General features: G+C 40.7%; 21 protein-coding genes. 18 read left to right on the top strand and 3 right to left on the bottom strand.

Annotated elements, in window-relative coordinates; all coding sequences use genetic code 11:
• Positions 1–238: 238 nt before the first annotated feature.
• From DFO73_RS08235 to lysA, 9 genes are all read left to right on the top strand, one after another.
• Positions 239–1402 (top strand): D-alanyl-D-alanine carboxypeptidase family protein, encoded by a 1164-nt coding sequence (locus DFO73_RS08235; protein ID WP_110064299.1) that lies wholly within the window; start codon positions 239–241, stop codon positions 1400–1402.
• A gap of 246 nt (positions 1403–1648) precedes the next feature.
• Positions 1649–1999 (top strand): anti-sigma F factor antagonist, encoded by a 351-nt coding sequence (gene spoIIAA, locus DFO73_RS08230; RefSeq protein WP_110064298.1) that lies wholly within the window; start codon positions 1649–1651, stop codon positions 1997–1999.
• A 3-nt stretch (positions 2000–2002) separates the two neighbouring features.
• A complete protein-coding gene (gene spoIIAB / locus DFO73_RS08225; RefSeq protein WP_110064297.1) occupies positions 2003–2443 on the top strand; it encodes an anti-sigma F factor in 441 nt (146 codons plus the stop codon).
• A 12-nt stretch (positions 2444–2455) separates the two neighbouring features.
• Positions 2456–3214 carry an RNA polymerase sporulation sigma factor SigF gene (gene sigF, locus DFO73_RS08220; RefSeq protein WP_110064296.1) on the top strand — a complete coding sequence of 253 codons (759 nt, stop codon included), beginning with the start codon at positions 2456–2458 and terminating at the stop codon, positions 3212–3214.
• 427 nt (positions 3215–3641) lie between these two features.
• Positions 3642–4262 carry a stage V sporulation protein AA gene (locus tag DFO73_RS08215; RefSeq protein ID WP_110064295.1) on the top strand — a complete coding sequence of 207 codons (621 nt, stop codon included), beginning with the start codon at positions 3642–3644 and terminating at the stop codon, positions 4260–4262.
• Complete coding sequence (locus DFO73_RS08210; protein WP_110064294.1) at positions 4252–4674, top strand: stage V sporulation protein AB; 423 nt, start codon at positions 4252–4254, stop codon at positions 4672–4674. Before DFO73_RS08215 ends, DFO73_RS08210 begins: the two co-directional genes overlap by 11 nt.
• Positions 4675–4935: 261 nt before the next feature.
• Positions 4936–5523 carry a stage V sporulation protein AE gene (locus DFO73_RS08205; RefSeq protein ID WP_110064293.1) on the top strand — a complete coding sequence of 196 codons (588 nt, stop codon included), beginning with the start codon at positions 4936–4938 and terminating at the stop codon, positions 5521–5523.
• Positions 5498–6973: a spore germination protein gene (locus tag DFO73_RS08200; protein ID WP_110064292.1), complete on the top strand. Its 1476-nt coding sequence runs from the start codon at positions 5498–5500 to the stop codon at positions 6971–6973. The genes DFO73_RS08205 and DFO73_RS08200 overlap by 26 nt, the downstream gene beginning before the upstream one ends.
• 250 nt (positions 6974–7223) lie before the next feature.
• Entirely contained in the window at positions 7224–8543 is a 1320-nt protein-coding gene (lysA, locus tag DFO73_RS08195) for a diaminopimelate decarboxylase (protein WP_110064291.1), read from the top strand.
• A gap of 41 nt (positions 8544–8584) precedes the next feature.
• Here lysA and DFO73_RS08190 read toward each other — a convergent pair whose 3' ends face one another.
• Complete coding sequence (locus DFO73_RS08190; protein ID WP_110064290.1) at positions 8585–9454, bottom strand: DUF1002 domain-containing protein; 870 nt, start codon at positions 9452–9454, stop codon at positions 8585–8587.
• A 518-nt stretch (positions 9455–9972) separates the two neighbouring features.
• Between DFO73_RS08190 and DFO73_RS08185 the strand changes: the two genes are divergently transcribed.
• A complete protein-coding gene (locus DFO73_RS08185; RefSeq protein WP_110064289.1) occupies positions 9973–10344 on the top strand; it encodes a GNAT family N-acetyltransferase in 372 nt (123 codons plus the stop codon).
• Positions 10345–10362: 18 nt separating this feature from the next.
• On the opposite strand, the gene DFO73_RS08180 is transcribed toward DFO73_RS08185, so the two are convergent.
• Positions 10363–10878: a DUF309 domain-containing protein gene (locus DFO73_RS08180; RefSeq protein WP_110064288.1), complete on the bottom strand. Its 516-nt coding sequence runs from the start codon at positions 10876–10878 to the stop codon at positions 10363–10365.
• Between the two features lie 212 nt (positions 10879–11090).
• Positions 11091–11192, bottom strand: coding sequence for a YjcZ family sporulation protein (locus DFO73_RS08175; RefSeq protein WP_110064287.1), 102 nt, complete (start codon positions 11190–11192; stop codon positions 11091–11093).
• Positions 11193–11428: 236 nt separating this feature from the next.
• Here DFO73_RS08175 and DFO73_RS08170 point away from each other — a divergent pair, with 236 nt between their 5' ends.
• The 8 genes from DFO73_RS08170 to DFO73_RS08135 all read left to right on the top strand — a co-directional run bounded on the left by DFO73_RS08170 (position 11429) and on the right by DFO73_RS08135 (position 17653).
• Positions 11429–12205: a segregation/condensation protein A gene (locus DFO73_RS08170; RefSeq protein WP_110064286.1), complete on the top strand. Its 777-nt coding sequence runs from the start codon at positions 11429–11431 to the stop codon at positions 12203–12205.
• Positions 12192–12782: an SMC-Scp complex subunit ScpB gene (gene scpB / locus DFO73_RS08165; protein ID WP_110064285.1), complete on the top strand. Its 591-nt coding sequence runs from the start codon at positions 12192–12194 to the stop codon at positions 12780–12782. The genes DFO73_RS08170 and scpB overlap by 14 nt, the downstream gene beginning before the upstream one ends.
• 120 nt (positions 12783–12902) lie before the next feature.
• Complete coding sequence (locus DFO73_RS08160) at positions 12903–13322, top strand: hypothetical protein (RefSeq protein ID WP_110064284.1); 420 nt, start codon at positions 12903–12905, stop codon at positions 13320–13322.
• A 31-nt stretch (positions 13323–13353) separates the two neighbouring features.
• A complete protein-coding gene (locus DFO73_RS08155; protein ID WP_110064283.1) occupies positions 13354–13842 on the top strand; it encodes a YpuI family protein in 489 nt (162 codons plus the stop codon).
• A 316-nt stretch (positions 13843–14158) separates the two neighbouring features.
• Positions 14159–15049 carry a superoxide dismutase gene (locus DFO73_RS08150; RefSeq protein WP_110064282.1) on the top strand — a complete coding sequence of 297 codons (891 nt, stop codon included), beginning with the start codon at positions 14159–14161 and terminating at the stop codon, positions 15047–15049.
• A 328-nt stretch (positions 15050–15377) separates the two neighbouring features.
• Positions 15378–16529, top strand: a complete 1152-nt coding sequence (locus tag DFO73_RS08145; protein ID WP_110064281.1) for a D-alanyl-D-alanine carboxypeptidase family protein — start codon at positions 15378–15380, stop codon at positions 16527–16529.
• Positions 16522–17109, top strand: coding sequence for a nucleoside recognition domain-containing protein (locus DFO73_RS08140; RefSeq protein WP_110064280.1), 588 nt, complete (start codon positions 16522–16524; stop codon positions 17107–17109). Before DFO73_RS08145 ends, DFO73_RS08140 begins: the two co-directional genes overlap by 8 nt.
• Before the next feature lie 7 nt (positions 17110–17116).
• Positions 17117–17653 carry a spore maturation protein gene (locus DFO73_RS08135; RefSeq protein ID WP_110064279.1) on the top strand — a complete coding sequence of 179 codons (537 nt, stop codon included), beginning with the start codon at positions 17117–17119 and terminating at the stop codon, positions 17651–17653.
• Positions 17654–17752: the final 99 nt, after the last annotated feature.

The following is a 17752-nucleotide window of genomic DNA, read 5'->3' as shown; positions in this document are numbered from 1 at the left end:
GGTATCGCGGACTGAAGCAAAAATCCAAAAGCATATTGAAAAAGCCTTCAGCGCTGAATATTGAAGAATTTAATCTTAACTCCAAAAACAACTTAAAATCTCCTCCTATTTCCCAGTTCCTCTATAAAAAATAATCTGCGGATGATTTTTCCGTTATTTTCTTTTTAGTCTTCTTGCTCTGTATAAATTTTCTTTAACTGGAAAAAATGGAGGCTATAAAGAATGGAGGTTTTATGTGATGAAACGAATCGTCTCATTAATGTTAATAACATTTTTATTGGCAACAATCTTTGTTCCTTCAGGATTTGCAAGGGAAAGTGGTGCAGATTTGGCGGATAATGTGAAATCTGCAATACTAATCGAACGCGATACCGGATCTGTTTTATATGAAAAAAACAGCGGGGAACAACTGCCTCCTGCCAGCATGACAAAAGTGATGACAATGCTGTTGATTATGGAAGCCATAGATGAAGGAAAATTATCATGGGATGAGAAGATCCGAACAAGCGAGTATGCTGCGTCTATGGGCGGTTCGCAAATATTTTTGGAACCTGGTGAAGAAATGACCACAAAGCAAATGCTGCAGGGGATTGCAATTGGTTCAGGCAATGATGCATCAGTGGCCATGGCTGAGAGAATTGCTGGCTCAGAAGAAGCTTTCGTGGAAATGATGAATAAGAAAGCGAAGGAATTGGGGCTTAAGAATACGAAGTTTCAGAATCCGACAGGCCTTCCTGCAGAAGATCACTACAGTACGGCCTATGATATGGCCATGATGGCTAAAGAGCTTCTTAAATATGAAGATATTACAAAGTTCACAGGCACATATGAAGCTTATCTGCGGGAGGATACAGATAAAAAGTTTTGGCTTGTTAATACAAATAGGCTTGTCCGCTTTTATCCGGGAGTAGACGGGCTGAAAACAGGTTTTACCTCGGAGGCAAAATACTGCCTGACAGCGACCGCCCAGAAAGAAGGAATGAGGGTCATCACTGTGGTATTCGGTGCGCCAACCTCAAAGGAGCGCAATGCTCAAGTTACAAAGATGCTGGACTATGCTTTCAGCCAATATAAGACACATCCAATGTACGAAAGAAATCACGCACTTGGAAAAGTATCTGTAAGCAAAGGAGAAAAGAAGAAGGTTGAAGCACTGACCAGCGAGCCGATTTCCCTTTTAACGAAAAAAGGGGAAGGCATAGAAGATATCGAGCAAAAAGTGAACTTGGATAAAAATATTAAAGCGCCTATACAAAAGGGCGATAAGATAGGCACTTTAACATTGACAAAGAATGGAAAGACATTGGTGGAAAGCCCGCTTGTTGCTAAGGAAGACAACAAGGAAGCTGGATGGTGGACATTATTCAAACGCTCGATGGGCATGTTGACAAAATCTGAATAGCCTAGGTCAGGTTCCTCTTTGAAGACTTGTCGAAAAGATACAAGATGACAACTTTTTTTAGCGAATATGCACTAGTTTTGTCTTCAGGAAGGAAATAAAACATTGAGCATCGAAATTGACTCACTATAAGGGCGTATCCCGGAATTCTTTCCGATTCCCGGATCAGCCTATCCGGCAGGAAAAAGCGAAAAACAAAGGAATATTTGCTTTTTTCAGTGTAGGATACCAGATAAGGAGGCTATAGTAGTGAGTCTTAACATTAATTTGGAAGTAAAGCATGATGTTTTGTGTATTCGTCTAAGCGGAGAATTGGACCACCATTCGGCAGATGAACTGCGGGAACAGGCGACAAGAGCAATTGAAGATCATGATATCCATCATATTATTTTAAATCTTGAACATCTCTCTTTTATGGATAGTTCAGGATTAGGCGTTATTTTGGGCAGGTATAAGCAAATCAAGCAAAAACATGGCGAAATGGTTGTTTGTGCGATTTCCCCGGCAGTGCAAAGGCTATTTGATATGTCAGGCTTATTTAAGATTATCCGCTTAGAGCCGACAGAGGAAAATGCTTTGCAAAGATTGGGGGTTGCCTGACCGATGAAAAACGTAATGAACTTGGAATTTAGCGCATTAAGCCAAAATGAATCCTTTGCACGTGTGACAGTTGCCGCATTTATTGCCCAGCTGGATCCAACAATGGACGAATTAACAGAAATCAAAACAGTCGTTTCTGAAGCTGTGACAAACTCTATTATCCATGGTTATGAAAATGATCCTAATGGTGTTGTTAATATTTCTGTTGTAATTGAAGATGGATTCATTGATATGACTATCAAGGATAAAGGCCTTGGGATTATGGATGTGGAGGAAGCCCGCCAGCCGCTGTTTACGACAAAGCCTGAATTAGAAAGATCAGGTATGGGCTTTACAATTATGGAAAATTTCATGGATGAAATTGAAATCAAATCGCAACCGGGAATAGGCACAGAGATCCGATTAAGGAAGCATTTATCAAATAGTAAAATGCTATGCAATTAAGGGAGTCTTGCTATGGATGTGGAGGTTAAAACAGATAAGGGCCAAACTTATTTAAAGGACCATGAAGTCAAGGAGCTTATAAAGCAAAGCCAAAGCGGAGATCAGGGTGCAAGGGATCGGATTGTCCAGAAAAATATGCGCCTTGTCTGGTCAGTTGTCCAGCGATTCTTAAACAGAGGCTATGAACCGGACGATCTCTTCCAAATCGGCTGTATTGGCTTATTAAAATCGGTTGATAAATTTGATCTCAGTTATGATGTAAAGTTTTCAACTTATGCAGTCCCTATGATCATCGGAGAAATTCAAAGATTTATCCGTGATGATGGAACTGTAAAGGTGAGCCGTTCTTTAAAGGAAATGGGCAACAAAATCAGGAAGGCTAAGGATGAACTTTCAAAAACACTGGGCCGCGTCCCAACTGTGACAGAGCTTTCCGAGCATCTTGAGATTTCCCCTGAGGATATCATCCTGGCACAGGAAGCAAGCCGGATTCCTTCATCCATTCACGAAACGGTGTATGAAAATGATGGAGACCCGATTACCCTCCTGGACCAAATTGATGATGGCAATGAAGGCAAATGGTTTGATAAGATTGCTCTGAAGGAAGCGATTCGTGAATTGGATGAGAGGGAAAGATTGATTGTCTATTTGCGCTATTATAAAGACCAGACACAATCTGAAGTAGCAAGCAGGCTTGGCATTTCCCAAGTCCAGGTTTCACGGCTCGAAAAAAAGATATTGCAGCAAATGAAAGACCGGATGGATTTGTAAAATCCATTCCGGTCTTTTATTTTTTTTGCTCTGTTAAAACTCTGTGTTGATATTAGCTCCCTCTTGGCTGGAGCGGCAGGCTTGAGATCCTCGAAACCTTTGTGCGTGTTTCTTGAGGTGCTTATTCAAAGTCCAGCAGAAGAAGCGAGTCAAAGGGAGAGCCCGCAGGCCTAAGGCGCTGAGGAGGCTCCCTGACCGCCCCGGAAAGCGAACGTATATAGCCGAAATCTGCAGCCAAATTTAACACAGCCTGCTTTTTAAGAAATAGCTGTCAAGGAAGAATTTCCACGCATAATGGCCTCTGCACCCTACTTCATAGCAAAATATCCAATCCCTTTTTAAACAGCCAATTATTGGTCTTCATGAAGCAAATATCTATAACTCATACTAAATATACGAGGAAATCACTGTGTGGGAAGTGAGCGTAATGGAAAAAACGGTTTATATTCGCTTGCGGCATCGTCTGCAGGTTCGGCCGGACGGGATTATACTTCTCAAGGATATCGCACAAGTCATTGCGGATGAGGATATTTCTGAACCGCTATGCAAACTTGCTTTGTATCGGGTAACCGACAAAGACCAAAACATAGTCGTTATTGATGTTATGAAAGTGATCCGTGCAATAACCAAAACATTTCCGAAATTGGAAGTCCAGTCAATAGGGCCAGCTCAGGCAATTGTCGAGGTTGTCACAAAAAAGCGAAAAGTTTCTCTGCCTCTTTTCCTATTGGTTTGGTTCCTGCTATTTATTGGGGCTGCATTGGCCATTATGAATTTTCATGAAGACGTCAGCATGCAGGCTGTTCAGCTGAGAATTTACACCATTATTACAGGAGAAGTGGATAGCAAGCCGCTCATATTTCAAATCCCATATTCAATCGGACTTGGTCTTGGGATGATCATCTTTTTTAACCATGTCTTTAAAAAACGGCTTAATGAGGAGCCCAGCCCATTAGAAGTAGAAATGTTCAATTATCAGCTTGATCTTGATAATTATGTTGCTTTGCATGAGAACAAGGAGAGTATGAAGCGCATTGATGACAATTAATGTTGTTTTGGTAATGATAATTGGATTTGCGGGAGGATTGGCAGTTGGCTCAGGTTTCGTTGCATTTCTGGCTGTTTTGGGGATTATACCGAGACTCACCCAGCTGACCAAAACGATGAAAATGATTCATTATTACGAGGCTGCGGTCGTTTTTGGAGCATTGGCAGGAGCAGTGGCTTCACTCTGGAATCCAGTTTTGTTTTTTACACCATATATTTTAATTCCGCTTGGTTTGGCAGCTGGTGTATTTGTAGGAATGCTTGCAGCCGCTTTAACTGAAGTATTGAACGTTTTTCCAATCCTGGCTAAAAGAATCGGTGTTGATGGAAAAATTGCCATATTGCTTATGGCATTTGTATTTGGAAAAGTAATCGGCTCTTTATTTCAATGGATTTCCTTTGTTAACAGATAGGCTATGGTAAAGCTCTTTGTAGATTTTGGCACCCCGTTGATTAGAGCGGAAGGCACGGATCTCTAAATGCATTCACACTTCCTTTGTGGGTGTATTTTCAAGGAAGATGGTTCTATGTCCTGCGGCAAACACGAGTCAAAGGGAGACCCCAAATCACCAGGCAAGTTTAACAGAGGACAATAGATAAGATAACATACTGCCGAAAAGGCTGGCGGCACAATTTTTGTTCAAACAATATGCATTCAGAAAGGAATAATTATTATGGATGATCGGAGGCACGTCATTCTTATAACAGACGGAGACGACTATGCAAGGAAAACTGTTGAGCTTGTTGCAAAGGAAATTGGGTGCAGGTGCTTGTCCTTATCGCATGGAAACCCTTCTGTTTTAACCGGCCAGCAAATCGTTAAGCTTATTAAAAAAGTCTCCAAGGACCCTGTCCTTGTCATGTTTGATGACAGCGGATTTATTGGGGAGGGTGCTGGTGAGAATGCACTGAAATATGTGGCGTGCCATAAAGATATCCATGTTTTGGGAATTATAGCGGTAGCCTCGAAAACAAGGCAGGCTGAATGGACGAAGGTGGATGTTTGCATTGATGGCAATGGGGAGCTCACTCCCTATGGGGTAGATAAATTTGGCGTACCTGAGATGGAAATCGGGCGCATTAATGGGGATACCGTATATTGTCTTGATCAATTAGATGTCCCGATTATTGTGGGGATCGGCGATATTGGGAAAATGTCGAAAAAAGACCATTACGATAAAGGTTCACCAATTACCAGGAAGGCAGTAGAACTTGTTTTGGAAAGGAGCGGTTATGATGTCAGACAGCCAGAAGAACAATAAAACGCCCATACCTAAATCTGTCCAAGAAATTGAAAAATATATGAAGGACCGGGTCGGGCTGGGAGACAGCTTTGATTTAGGAGTCCGCAAGTTAAAAGTACTAAGGAAAGATGTTCATTTCTATTATATTAATGGTCTAACCGATACCCAGTTTATCATTGAAATCGTTGAGGGGCTAGTTGAAATTAACGATAATGAAAAACTTTCAACCAAACTGTTTGAGATAGTTGAAAACAGAATTATGCACCAATCTGTTGAACATATAAAAACGATGGATGAGCTGGTTGACCAGGTACTTTCAGGGCTTATAGTAGTGGTTGTTGAGGGAGAAGGAGTAGGCCTTGTTATCGATGTCCGCAGCTATCCAGGAAGGACACCGCAGGAACCGGATACCGAAAAAGTCGTTCGCGGTTCTCGTGATGGGTATGTTGAAAATATTATTGTGAATACAGCTCTAACAAGAAGAAGAATAAGGGATGAAAGGCTTCGCTTTGAAATTATGCGGGTAGGCGAGAGGTCCAAAACAGATGTAGCCATTGGTTATATAAAGGATGTGGCCAATAAGGATTTGATCGATTTAATCAGAAAAGAAATTAAAGAGATCAAAATAGATGGAATCACAATGGCCGATAAAACAGTTGAAGAGTTTTTATTAAAACAAGGCTATAATCCATTTCCGCTCGTTCGCTACACCGAAAGGGCAGATGTAGCCGCAGCCCATTTGCTTGAAGGGCATGTCATTGTTTTTGTTGATACATCACCAAGCGTAATCATTACACCTACTACTTATTTTCATCATTTGCAGCATGCAGAGGAATACAGGCAATCTCCAGCAGTTGGTACATTTGTACGCTGGATTCGCTTTCTGGGATTACTGGCATCCATCGTACTTTTGCCTCTATGGTTTTTATTTGTTTTGGAGCCTTCGCTTTTGCCAGAAAGAATTGCTTTTGTTGGTCCGAACGAAGAAACAAATGTACCTGTCATTGTCCAGTTATTCCTTGCTGATGTCGGGATTGAGTTTCTCAGGATTGCAGCCATTCATACGCCAACGCCGCTTTCAACAGCAATGGGCTTAATTGCAGCCGTACTCATAGGGCAAATTGCCATAGATGTCGGTTTGTTTGTACCGGAAGTTATTTTGTATGTTGCTTTGGCGGCAATTGGGACATTTGCAACACCAAGCTATGAGTTGAGTATCGCTAATAAAATAGTAAGGCTGGGACTTTTGGTATCAGTAGCCATTTTCCATACACCGGGTCTAGTAGTGGGGCTAACCCTCGTCATCTTATTGCTGGCGAGCATTAAGTCTTTAAATACTCCATATTTATGGCCTTTTATTCCGTTCAGTCCAGTAGCTTTAACTCAAATATTGATTCGCCGGTCAATGCCTGGTTCAAAAATCCGGCCAAGCATCGTTCAGACAAAGAATCGTTATAAGCAGCCATGAAGCGAGAAATACACGGAATGCCGATTGCGAAAATACACGAAATATGGTAAAGTGTTTTTAATTGAATAAAGGGTTAAAGGAAACAGAATAGACAGTCTCTTGCAGAAACTGTCTATTTCTTTAATAAATTTTAATTGATGTTTAGCAGGGGCAATATTTGCTTGATTTTTTAAAAAAGAGGGTTGCTTTTTTTAAGATCTAGTCGGATAAAAAGAGTCCTTTGCTTTGCTAAAAGGGAAGAGGGGGAAACATGTTTTTTCACGGCACCATGAAAGTTAATCGTAAAGGGCACCTGGAAATAGGCGGTATGGACACTGTTGAACTCGCCGGCCAATTTGGAACGCCATTATATGTATATGATGTAGCTTTAATAAGGGATAGAGCAAGAGGATTTAAGCAGACTTTTGAGAAACTGGGAATTACTGCTCAAGTAGCATATGCAAGCAAAGCTTTTTCAACTGTAGCCATGGTACAGCTGGTTGATGAGGAAGGCCTATCCCTTGATGTAGTTTCAGGCGGAGAATTATACACTGCTCTTGCTGCTGATTTTCCACCTGAAAGAATCCATTTCCACGGCAACAATAAGAGCAAAGAAGAACTGGAAATGGCTCTTAAATATAGTGTCGGCTGTATTGTAGTCGATAACTTCTATGAACTGGACCTTCTTCAGGAAATCTGTGAATCCCTTGCCATAAAGACAAAAATCCTATTAAGGGTGACTCCAGGGATTGAAGCCCATACCCATGACTATATTTTAACAGGGCAGGAGGATTCAAAATTTGGCTTTGATCTCCAAAATGGCCAGGCTGAAGAGGCTTTAAAAAAGGCTTTGGATTCAGAATGGATTGAAACGCTTGGGCTGCATTGCCATATTGGCTCCCAGATCTTTGATACAACTGGATTTATTTTGGCGGCCAAGAAAATTTTTGAAAAGATGAACGAATGGAAAGAAACCTATTCTTATGAACCCCAAGTGCTCAATTTGGGTGGAGGCTTTGGCATCCGCTATACAGGGGATGATGATCCGATTCCTGCATCTCAATATGTTGAAGAGATTATTGGAGAAGTTAAAAATCAGGCTGAGCATTATTCAATGAAGATGCCTGAGATTTGGATCGAACCGGGCCGTTCCCTGGTTGGGGATGCAGGGACTACACTATACCAGACAGGTTCCCGCAAAGAGGTTCCGAATGTTAGGAACTATCTAGCTGTGGACGGCGGTATGAGTGATAATATCAGACCGGCTCTTTATCAGGCGAAGTATGAAGCTGTTTTAGCAAACAGAGTAAATGAGAAGCCAGAAGAGACTGTTTCGATCGCAGGTAAATGCTGTGAGTCGGGCGATATGCTCATTTGGGATTTGCCGCTTCCGAAGGCGGAGGATAAAGATATTTTGGCTGTATTTTGTACCGGTGCTTATGGGTATTCCATGGCCAACAATTACAACCGTATTCCAAGACCGCCGGTAGTATTTGTCGAAAATGGCGAAGCGAAGCTGGTTGTCAAAAGGGAAACTTACGAGGACATATTGCGATTGGATTTGCCGATCGGTGAAAAAATAAAAAATTAAGCTGCCTGGGACCAGGCAGCTTTACTTTTGAGGCTATGCAATTAAGAGAAAAAGGCTTTAATAGCGTCGATAGCGCTAGCGAAAAAACGCTTTAGGCTTTCTAAAAATCCTTGGCCTTCTTCACTTTCAAGGTACTTGGAAATTTTGTCTTTTGCTTGATTGAGCTGTTCGCCTACTTGGTTCCAGTCGATATTCAGCTCTTTCAGCTTGTTAAATAAATCTATTAAACTTAAAATCTCTTGTTCAGTTAAAGTGATTCCGAGTTCCTTTGCTGCATTTTCGATAATGGTTCTTAGCTCTGCATCTGTCTCAGGAGCATTTTTTGCAATCTCTTCTTTAATTTTTGCAATTAAAGCGGCTGCATTTTCGGTACCTACAGTATCACCAAGCTTAGCTGTTTCAACCATTTCTTCGTTAGCTGCCTGCTTTACATCTTCGGGAATGGTTTTTTCGGCTGAAATTTCATAAGCCTTAATGATACCGGTTAATGCAGCGGTACCTGAAACAGGGGCAGGAGCAGTAATATAGATATTGGCATCCTTTACGCCTGCTGTAATAAGCGCATTAATATACATTTCATCGGTCACCCAGTTAATATTCTTGGTCTGTACTTCGAGTCCAGAGCCAGGTTTGGCGATTGTGACCGCTGAAGATGATATGGCCCTTGTTCCAATTAGTGCTTTGGAAATATAGTTTCCCAGGTATTTATGTTCTTCTTCATTTGAGACAGTAATAATGGTTGCATCTTTTGGTGCTTCCATTTCGGCAAGAAGCATATTTTTTTGTTCTTCCGACAAGTTTTCTCCTAAAGTTACGATCATGTCACCTTCTGCCATGTCAGCAAATGCCTGCAATGGCAAAACAAATAATAGCGAAATCATGAATATGGCAAGCATTTTATTCCATTTCATTTTGTTTCCTCCCGGAGTAAAATATTAAAGCCATTTAGTGGTACACCCTATATTTCACTGCTTTATCCAAACAGAAGCAGAATGGCTTTACTTGTTACTAGACGATAAAAAAATAGAAAAGGTTTCACAGGTTCCTTACCGAAACATTAGCTCAAAATTCCTAATTCAGCAAGCGGAATGGAATTATAAAAGAGAATAGTGTAAAATGAATGATAGTTTATAAGCGATAGGTTTGATATTGTAAAGTGGAGGCAGTAAATAATTATGAAAAAAAGCAATTGGCTTCTTTTTATTTTATTGCTGGTGCTAAGTCTCGGCTGGGGGCTGGTTTACTGGTTTTTTATTGTTTAATGAATGGTACGGGTAAAGGGATAAAGGCAGGATAAGGGAAAGGCCGGTTTTACCCGTAAAATGGCAACATTCAGCTTTAATACATATAATGCTAAGGAAAGTTTACAAAGTTAAAAAATTGGGAAAAATAGTTTATGATGTTTTTATTCAAATAATGAGGGATTAATATGCTAATTCGATATAAAAAATCATTTGAAAAAATTGCAATGGGTCTTTTATCTTTTATGCCAAACGAGAAAGATTTGAAAAGATTGCAGCAAACGATGAAGCAATATGAAACGGAAGAAAATTGGCAGTTGTTTCTGTGGAAGGAAGGCGAAGATATAATTGGGCTGGTAGGTGTAACAGCAAGTGACAGTACCTTGGAAATTCAGCATATCTCTGTCAATCCTTCACACCGCCATCAGGGAATAGGCAAAACGATGATAAAAGCATTGGATGAACTTTATCCGGGAAAAACCCTGACAGCAACGGAAGAAACCGAATCATTCCTGAATAAATGCGATTTGAAAGAGAATAAGGAAAAAGGCAGCGAATAGAAACTATTCCTGCCTTTTTCATTTATTTTTTCTTTGCAGTGCTTCAAGCCGCTCTTTGATTACCATGCTCCGGTCCCTTTTTTTATGGCGGTGCACTAAATCATCATCCTTGAAGTTGCTATCGGCACACCATGTAAATCCCAGTCCTGAGCACATTTTTTTGCATCTGGCTTGGAGAATTGGATCTTTAATGGGTAAATTATAGCTCTTGTATTTCCCGCCTGCCTTAATTATTTGCAGTCTGTTTTTTAAATCCTTGGTCAATTGGCCAGGCTCAAGCCCTAGCTTTGCCGTTTCATCTGGATGGTTTTCCAGGATGTTTATTCCTTTCCGGAGGGTACGTTCTGCTCCCTTGACATTTTCCCGGCGATGATGATAAAAGGATACTGCCATAAGGATAAGACCGACCCAGTGGGATGTTTTATTATTCTTGTCAACGCTCTTCCAGTATTCCTCAAGTATTTCATGGCATTCAAAGTAATCGCGATCACCATGAAAATGGGCCAAAAACTTTATATAATCATCCGGATACATAGTTTCACTCCCTGCAAATTCTATCTATATTTTAACATATCGTCCGGAGGGATTTGAAAAATAAAAACCCGGAATCATCCGGGCTTTGAACTACCTATAGAATCTCTTTTTTATATTTTGGCTCTGTTAAATCTGCCTGTTGATTTCCGTACCAGCCTCTTCTTTCAACAGGGTGCTAAAATCAACAATAAGCTCTAACTCAGCCTATATTTTTAGAAGCACCAGGAAGCTCCCACAATGATCAATAAAATGAACAAAACAACAATCAAAGCAAACCCGGTTCCCCAGCAATCGCCAATTCCAACATTTGACATATCAAATACCTCCTGTTTATCTTTGTATTCCATACATCTTATGTAGGCATTAGCCGGAGTGTTTGGGCGGATTCATTATTTTTTTGGGATATCCGCGGACAATCTAGACCATAGGGTTATTTTTCTATTGGATAACACTAATGAATAATCTATACTAGATATAGTCTTTTACCATGTTTGCAGGGAATCGGAATGGTAATAAATTTAATTTTTATAGAAAAATTTGGTGGGAATATATGCAATATGATCATTATAATGTAAAGATTGATGCTTTTGAAGGGCCGCTCGATTTGCTCCTTCACCTAATCAACCGGCTGGAAATAGACATTTATGATATTCCGGTCTCGGAAATTACCGAGCAATATCTTTTTTATATACATACAATGAAGGAACTTCAGCTTGATGTAGCGAGTGAATATCTTGTAATGGCTGCTACGCTTCTGGCTATAAAAAGTAAAATGCTGCTGCCGAAGCATGAAGAGGAAGAGCTTGAGGACGAATTCGGAATGGATATGGAAGAAGATCCAAGGGATGAATTAGTTGAACGGCTTATTGAATATCGTAAATTTAAGGAAGCAGCAGATGAACTTAAAGAACGTGAACAGGAAAGAAGCTTAATGTTTACGAAACCGCCAGCCGACCTATCGGAGTTTGTAAAGGAGGCCCAGCCAGAGAGGGCAGAGTTGAACGTAAGCCTATATGATATGCTTGGGGCTTTGCAGAAGCTATTGAGAAGGAAGAAGTTGCAAAGGCCTTTGTCTACTAAAATTGCCCGCCAGGACATTCCCATTGAAAAGCGGATGTCTGAAATTGTAGATCAGCTAAAAAGAATTAAGGGCAGGAAAAGCTTTTATGAACTATTTCCGGTACCTGACAGGGAACATATTGTTGTAACGTTTCTGGCGGTGCTGGAGTTAATCAAGCGCAGGGAAATACAGGTTGAACAGGATCAGAATTTTTCAGAAATCTTTGTTGCTTCCATGGAAGGAGGAGTAAAGCTTGGAGATTATTAATTGGAAGGGGATAGCAGAAAGTCTGCTGTTTGCAGCGGGAGATGAAGGCTTATCCCTCAAGCAAATTGCCCATGTTCTAGAGGTTGAGGAAATACAGGCGCGTGAAATCATGGATGGCTTAATGGAAGATTACAATGATAATAGCACACGCGGGATTATGGTTGTTGAGCTTGCGGGTACATTCCAGCTTGTTACAAAAAAAGAATTCTCCCCTTACTTAAAGAAGCTTGTAGAATCTCCTTCGGCTGCTACCTTATCTCAGGCAGCACTCGAAACGTTGGCTATCATTGCCTATAGGCAGCCGATAACAAGAACAGAGATCGAAGAAATACGGGGAGTTAAGACCGAAAGGCCCCTCCAGACACTCGCTTCAAAAGCGCTGATCAAAGAAGTTGGACGGGCAGAAGGTACCGGACGTGCATACTTGTATGGGACGACAAAGGAATTCCTCGATTATTTTGGGCTTAAGAGCATTGAAGAACTTCCGCCTCTTCCAGATAAAGTAAGTGAAGAAGAGGATTCTTTCCAGGAAGAAGCTGACCTATTCTTTGAAAAGTTTCAAGAGATTGATTCTTGAGTTTTCTGACACATTACAATGGAAGTATGGTAAAATAAACTTAAATTTTTCCCTTTTCTTTTCTAAATAGCTGTTATACATATTTTGTGAAAACCACCGAGGGAATTAGGAGGGTTTTACTTGCTAATTAAATATTGCAGGGGATACGAACTTGAAAAAGAAAAGCCGAACACATCTGAAGACTTCTTTAATCGAAGTGAAGTTGTGTTTGAAGAAGATGGACAGGAAAAGACCTTTCATGTTTTATATGTCCGCTTCTTTGAAGAATCCATGAATGAGTTTACACCATATGAGAGTGATCCGATCTTTGCTGCGGGTTCCAGAGAAGTGGAATTCAAGGATATTGTTGCACTTTCATGTTTATTAAAAAATCCGGGTTTCCGGCACCGCAAACGAATTTATATTAATTCAAAGGCTGACTTTGCATCCTATTTTCAGGATCTAGACTTTTCCAAGCTTCCCTCTATTTTTGAGGCACTGGAGAATAAAAAATCCTATGACATGCGATCTCCTTTAGAATTTATTATTCAACCGCAATAAAAGCCAGTGTACAAATATGGGGGTGTGGTAATTGGGAAATTCAATAGTTAAATCACAAATGGAAGATGTGAAAAATTTCCTCGGTAATAGCGTTAAAGTTTTTGAAGACTTTTTAAATAATACAACTATTAAGGACTTAGAGGCAGAAAAACAGGGAAATGTAGATTATTATAAGAGTATTCTATCCCATGTTAGAAAGCTGCTTGTCTTTTGTGAAGAAGGGCTCGATACATGCAATATTATTTCGAAAAGCGATCCTTTCCAAAAAGGCGCTGCAGAGAAAACTTTATATCGAATCTATCATCAATGCATTGAAGAGTTTTTCTCTCCTAAAAATGATGCATGGTTCGAGAATAGCCGTTCAGCTTATACAGGCAAAAACTCCATCCAGTTCCATGAGGAAGTTCCTGATAGCCTAAAAGCTGTTTTCCGTCAATTGGAAGGAGAGTTCCAAAGGATTAGGGAAGAGCTTGAATATTACGAAACAGATTACCGTACAAAAATGATTCAATCTAAATAGAAGTGTACAGAAAGAACAGCAGCCTGCTGTTCTTTTTTTGCGGTCTGGATTTTTGACGCATAAACCACTCAGTAGAGCCTGCGAGAAAAAGTGGTTGGAGGAAGGACAAACAAACAATAACGACGCAAAAAGCAAACTGGAACCGCTTAAATACAATTATGGACGCAAAACAAAACTGAAACCGGACTCATTTTAGGTTATTAAACTCAATTACCAAACCTCCACGTAGCCTTTCTTAATATTCCTAGGAAATCGTACAAACTTCCGTTCATACAAATAGAAAGGGAGCCAAATAAGGAATTGAGTGAGGGATTGTATGGGGAAAATGGAAGACTACATTAGCGAAGTGTCAAAATGGAACAAGGAGCTGAGAGGTTTTTTGGAATCAGAGGATGTTGATAAAAATAATGAACTTTGGCAGAGGCTGGATCATTTTACGGACATAATGGAAGGAATCACAGGCCCGCTTAATATTCAGGAATTGGAAAAAATTCAGGAACAGGTGGATGGGCTGCACTCTGACATGGAGAATTATTTTACAAATAGGCAGCGGGTTGGGAATGTCTATATGAACGAACCTTATATCGCTGCCGGCAAACATGTTCTGCCGCCCCTGCCTTATGACTATAAGGCACTGGAACCTCATATTTCAGGCGAAATCATGAAGCTCCATCATGACAAGCATCATCAATCCTATGTGGACGGATTAAATAAAGCGGAAAATATGCTGCAAACTGCAAGGGACAAAGGTGATTATAGTCTGGTAAAACACTGGTCCCGCGAACTGGCTTTTCATGGTTCAGGGCACTATCTCCATACGATTTTTTGGAATAACATGAGTCCAAAGGGAGGCGGGAAACCATCTGGGGCTTTATTGAAGGAGATCAATAAGTACTTTGGAAGCTTTGATCGGTTCAAGGCTCATTTTTCGGAGGCAGCAAAGCAGGTAGAAGGTGTAGGCTGGGCAATTCTTGTGTGGTCGCCAAGGGCCCGCAGGCTTGAAATTCTTCAGTCAGAAAGGCATATGCTCCTGACCCAATGGGATACGATTCCATTGCTTGTTTTGGATGTATGGGAGCATGCTTATTATCTTCAGTACAAAAACAATCGCGGCGATTATGTGAAGAACTGGTGGAATGTTGTGAACTGGAAGGATGTGGAGGACCGGTACCTGAAGGCATCAGAACTGAAATGGAAGCCATTTTGAATAAGTAAACGGGAAACAGAAAATACTGTTTCCCGTCTTTTTTTAAAAGCTATTTTGATTGATTGGAACGGACCGCCCGTGGAAAGCGAGCTTCCAGAGCGGAAATCAACAGATAAGGTCTTTGAAAAGAGGACAAGCTTATGTGTGCTTCAATAGCATCAGGGCAAGTTTTACTTAATAGTCATATCACTACTTGTCCTGCATAAACTTGTACAAACAAAAGAAAAGTACATCGGCATCCTTTTCAAGCAGCATTTTTATTATGCAATGGGTTTCCCGAGCTTTTCTGAGAAAATTGACATCCATAAAAGGAGACGGGGTTTGTGCAATGAAAATCTTACACAGGCTGATGGCCATAACGTTAGTTGCCGGATTGGCAATCATGAATATTCCGCAGAAGGCAGAAGCTTCTGTTTCAGTTAGTGCTCGAAGCGCTATATTAATGGAGCAGGATTCAGGGCGGATCCTTTTTGAGAAGGAAGCAAATAAAGTCAGAAGAATTGCGAGTATTACAAAAATCATGACTGCCATCCTGGCGATAGAATCCGGAAAGATGGATGAAATGGTTAAAGTCAGTGATCGGGCTGTAAGAGCTGAAGGTTCATCGATTTATCTGCAGCCGGGTGAAAAAATAAAGCTTGAGGACTTGGTATACGGACTTATGCTTCGTTCAGGGAATGATTCTGCAGTTGCCATTGCAGAGTATGTTGGCGGGAGCCTGGAAGGGTTTAGCTTTTTAATGAACCAAAAAGCAGAAGAAATTGGTATGAAAAATACCCATTTTGCCAATCCGCATGGACTGGATGACCATGAAGACCATTATTCAACAGCCTATGACATGGCCTTGTTAACAAGATACGCCATGAAAAATGAAATGTATCAACAGATTGCAGGTACGAAAGTGCACAGGGCTCCAAATCCGAATGAAAGCTGGGACAGAGTATGGAAAAACAAGAACAGGCTGTTGACAGAGTTATATGAGTATTGCACCGGCGGAAAGACAGGTTATACGAAACGGGCAAAGAGAACCCTTGTCACTACTGCTTCGAAAGGTAATTTGAACCTGATAGCTGTAACTTTAAATGGACCTGATGATTGGAACGACCATATCAATATGTATGAGACTGCATTTAAAAGTTACGATGTTGTAGAGGTTCTGCCCCAAGGGACTATTAAGGATATAGAAGATAGTTTTTATAAAAATAAAGTGTATTTGAAACAAGCATATACCTACCCAGTGACAAAAGAAGAAAAAAATCAGTTTGAAATTGACCTCAAGCTTCAAAAGCCAAAGGAGGAGTGGGAAGACAGCCGGGAAATACCGGAAGTTGTAGGACAGGCAACCGTCTATTTTGATAACCAGCCTGTAAAAAAACTTCCTATATACTATAAATTGGAAAAGGAAAACAAAGATAAGTCTCTATTAGACTATTTTAGAAGTCTGTTTACTTCCATCGCCGGAGTGAAGAAAAATGGTTAATATTATTTGGGTAATGCTGACTGCTATTGGAATCATTTTTGCGATGATTAATGGCACCATGAATGAAGTGAATGAAGCGATTTTTAATGGTGCAAAAGAAGCAGTCACATTATGTATCGGGTTGATCAGCATCCTTGTTTTTTGGCTTGGCATGATGAGAATTGCTGAAGATGCCGGACTGCTAAAAAAGCTGGCAGCCCTTTTCAGGCCGATTGTAAAAAAGCTTTTTCCAGAGGTGCCAAATGACCATCCGGCGATGGGATATATACTTTCCAATATGATGGCCAATATGTTTGGTCTTGGAAATGCTGCAACACCGCTCGGCATTAAAGCTATGGAGGAACTCAAAGAATTGAATGGGGGCAAAAATGAAGCGAGCAGGTCAATGATTACTTTTTTGGCTATCAATACTTCCAGCCTCACTTTAATACCTACAACCGTGATAGCGATCCGGATGAATTATAACTCCGCCTCTCCGACTGATATCGTGGGACCTACTTTAGTGGCTACCTTTTGCTCTACATTGGCGGCAATAATGATCGACCGTTATTTCTATTATCGAAGAACCCGTAAAGGATGAGGTAAAAATGGAGATCGTATCGGTTATCTCACTCTGGTTTATTCCAGTCTTAATAGGTTTTATATTACTTTATGGCACCTTTAAACAGGTTCCTACATATGAAAGCTTCGTAGAAGGCGGAAAAGAAGGCATTAAAATTGCGGTATCGATTATTCCTTTCCTCGTCGGCATGCTTGTAGCAATCTCGGTTTTCAGGGCGTCTGGAGCACTTGAATATTTTATGGATTTTATCAGACCAGGACTTGAAGCAATCGGAGTTCCTCCAGATATCGTGCCTCTGGCTATTATTCGTCCTATTTCCGGAACTGCTGCACTGGGGATGACCAGCGATTTAATAGCGGTCCATGGACCGGACTCTTTTGTTGGAAGGCTTGCTTCAGTCCTGCAGGGAAGCACTGATACGACCTTCTATGTATTAACCGTTTATTTTGGGGCGGTTGGAATCAAGAAAATGGGGGACGCTTTAAAAGTTGGCCTGCTTGCCGATTTGGCAGGTATCATTGCTGCAATCATTGTTGTAACGCTTGTGTTTGGAAGTGTATAAGATTCAGCTGCTTTCCTGGCCGGGGGATTTTTAGGAAATTAATAAGTTCTTAATAAATCAGTATTATAAAGAAGATACCTGCTGAAGGTATCTTCTTTG

The organism is Cytobacillus oceanisediminis (assembly GCF_003182355.1).
Taxonomy (GTDB): domain Bacteria; phylum Bacillota; class Bacilli; order Bacillales; family Cytobacillaceae; genus Cytobacillus; species Cytobacillus oceanisediminis_A.
This window is presented reverse-complemented; position numbering and strand designations above follow the sequence as displayed.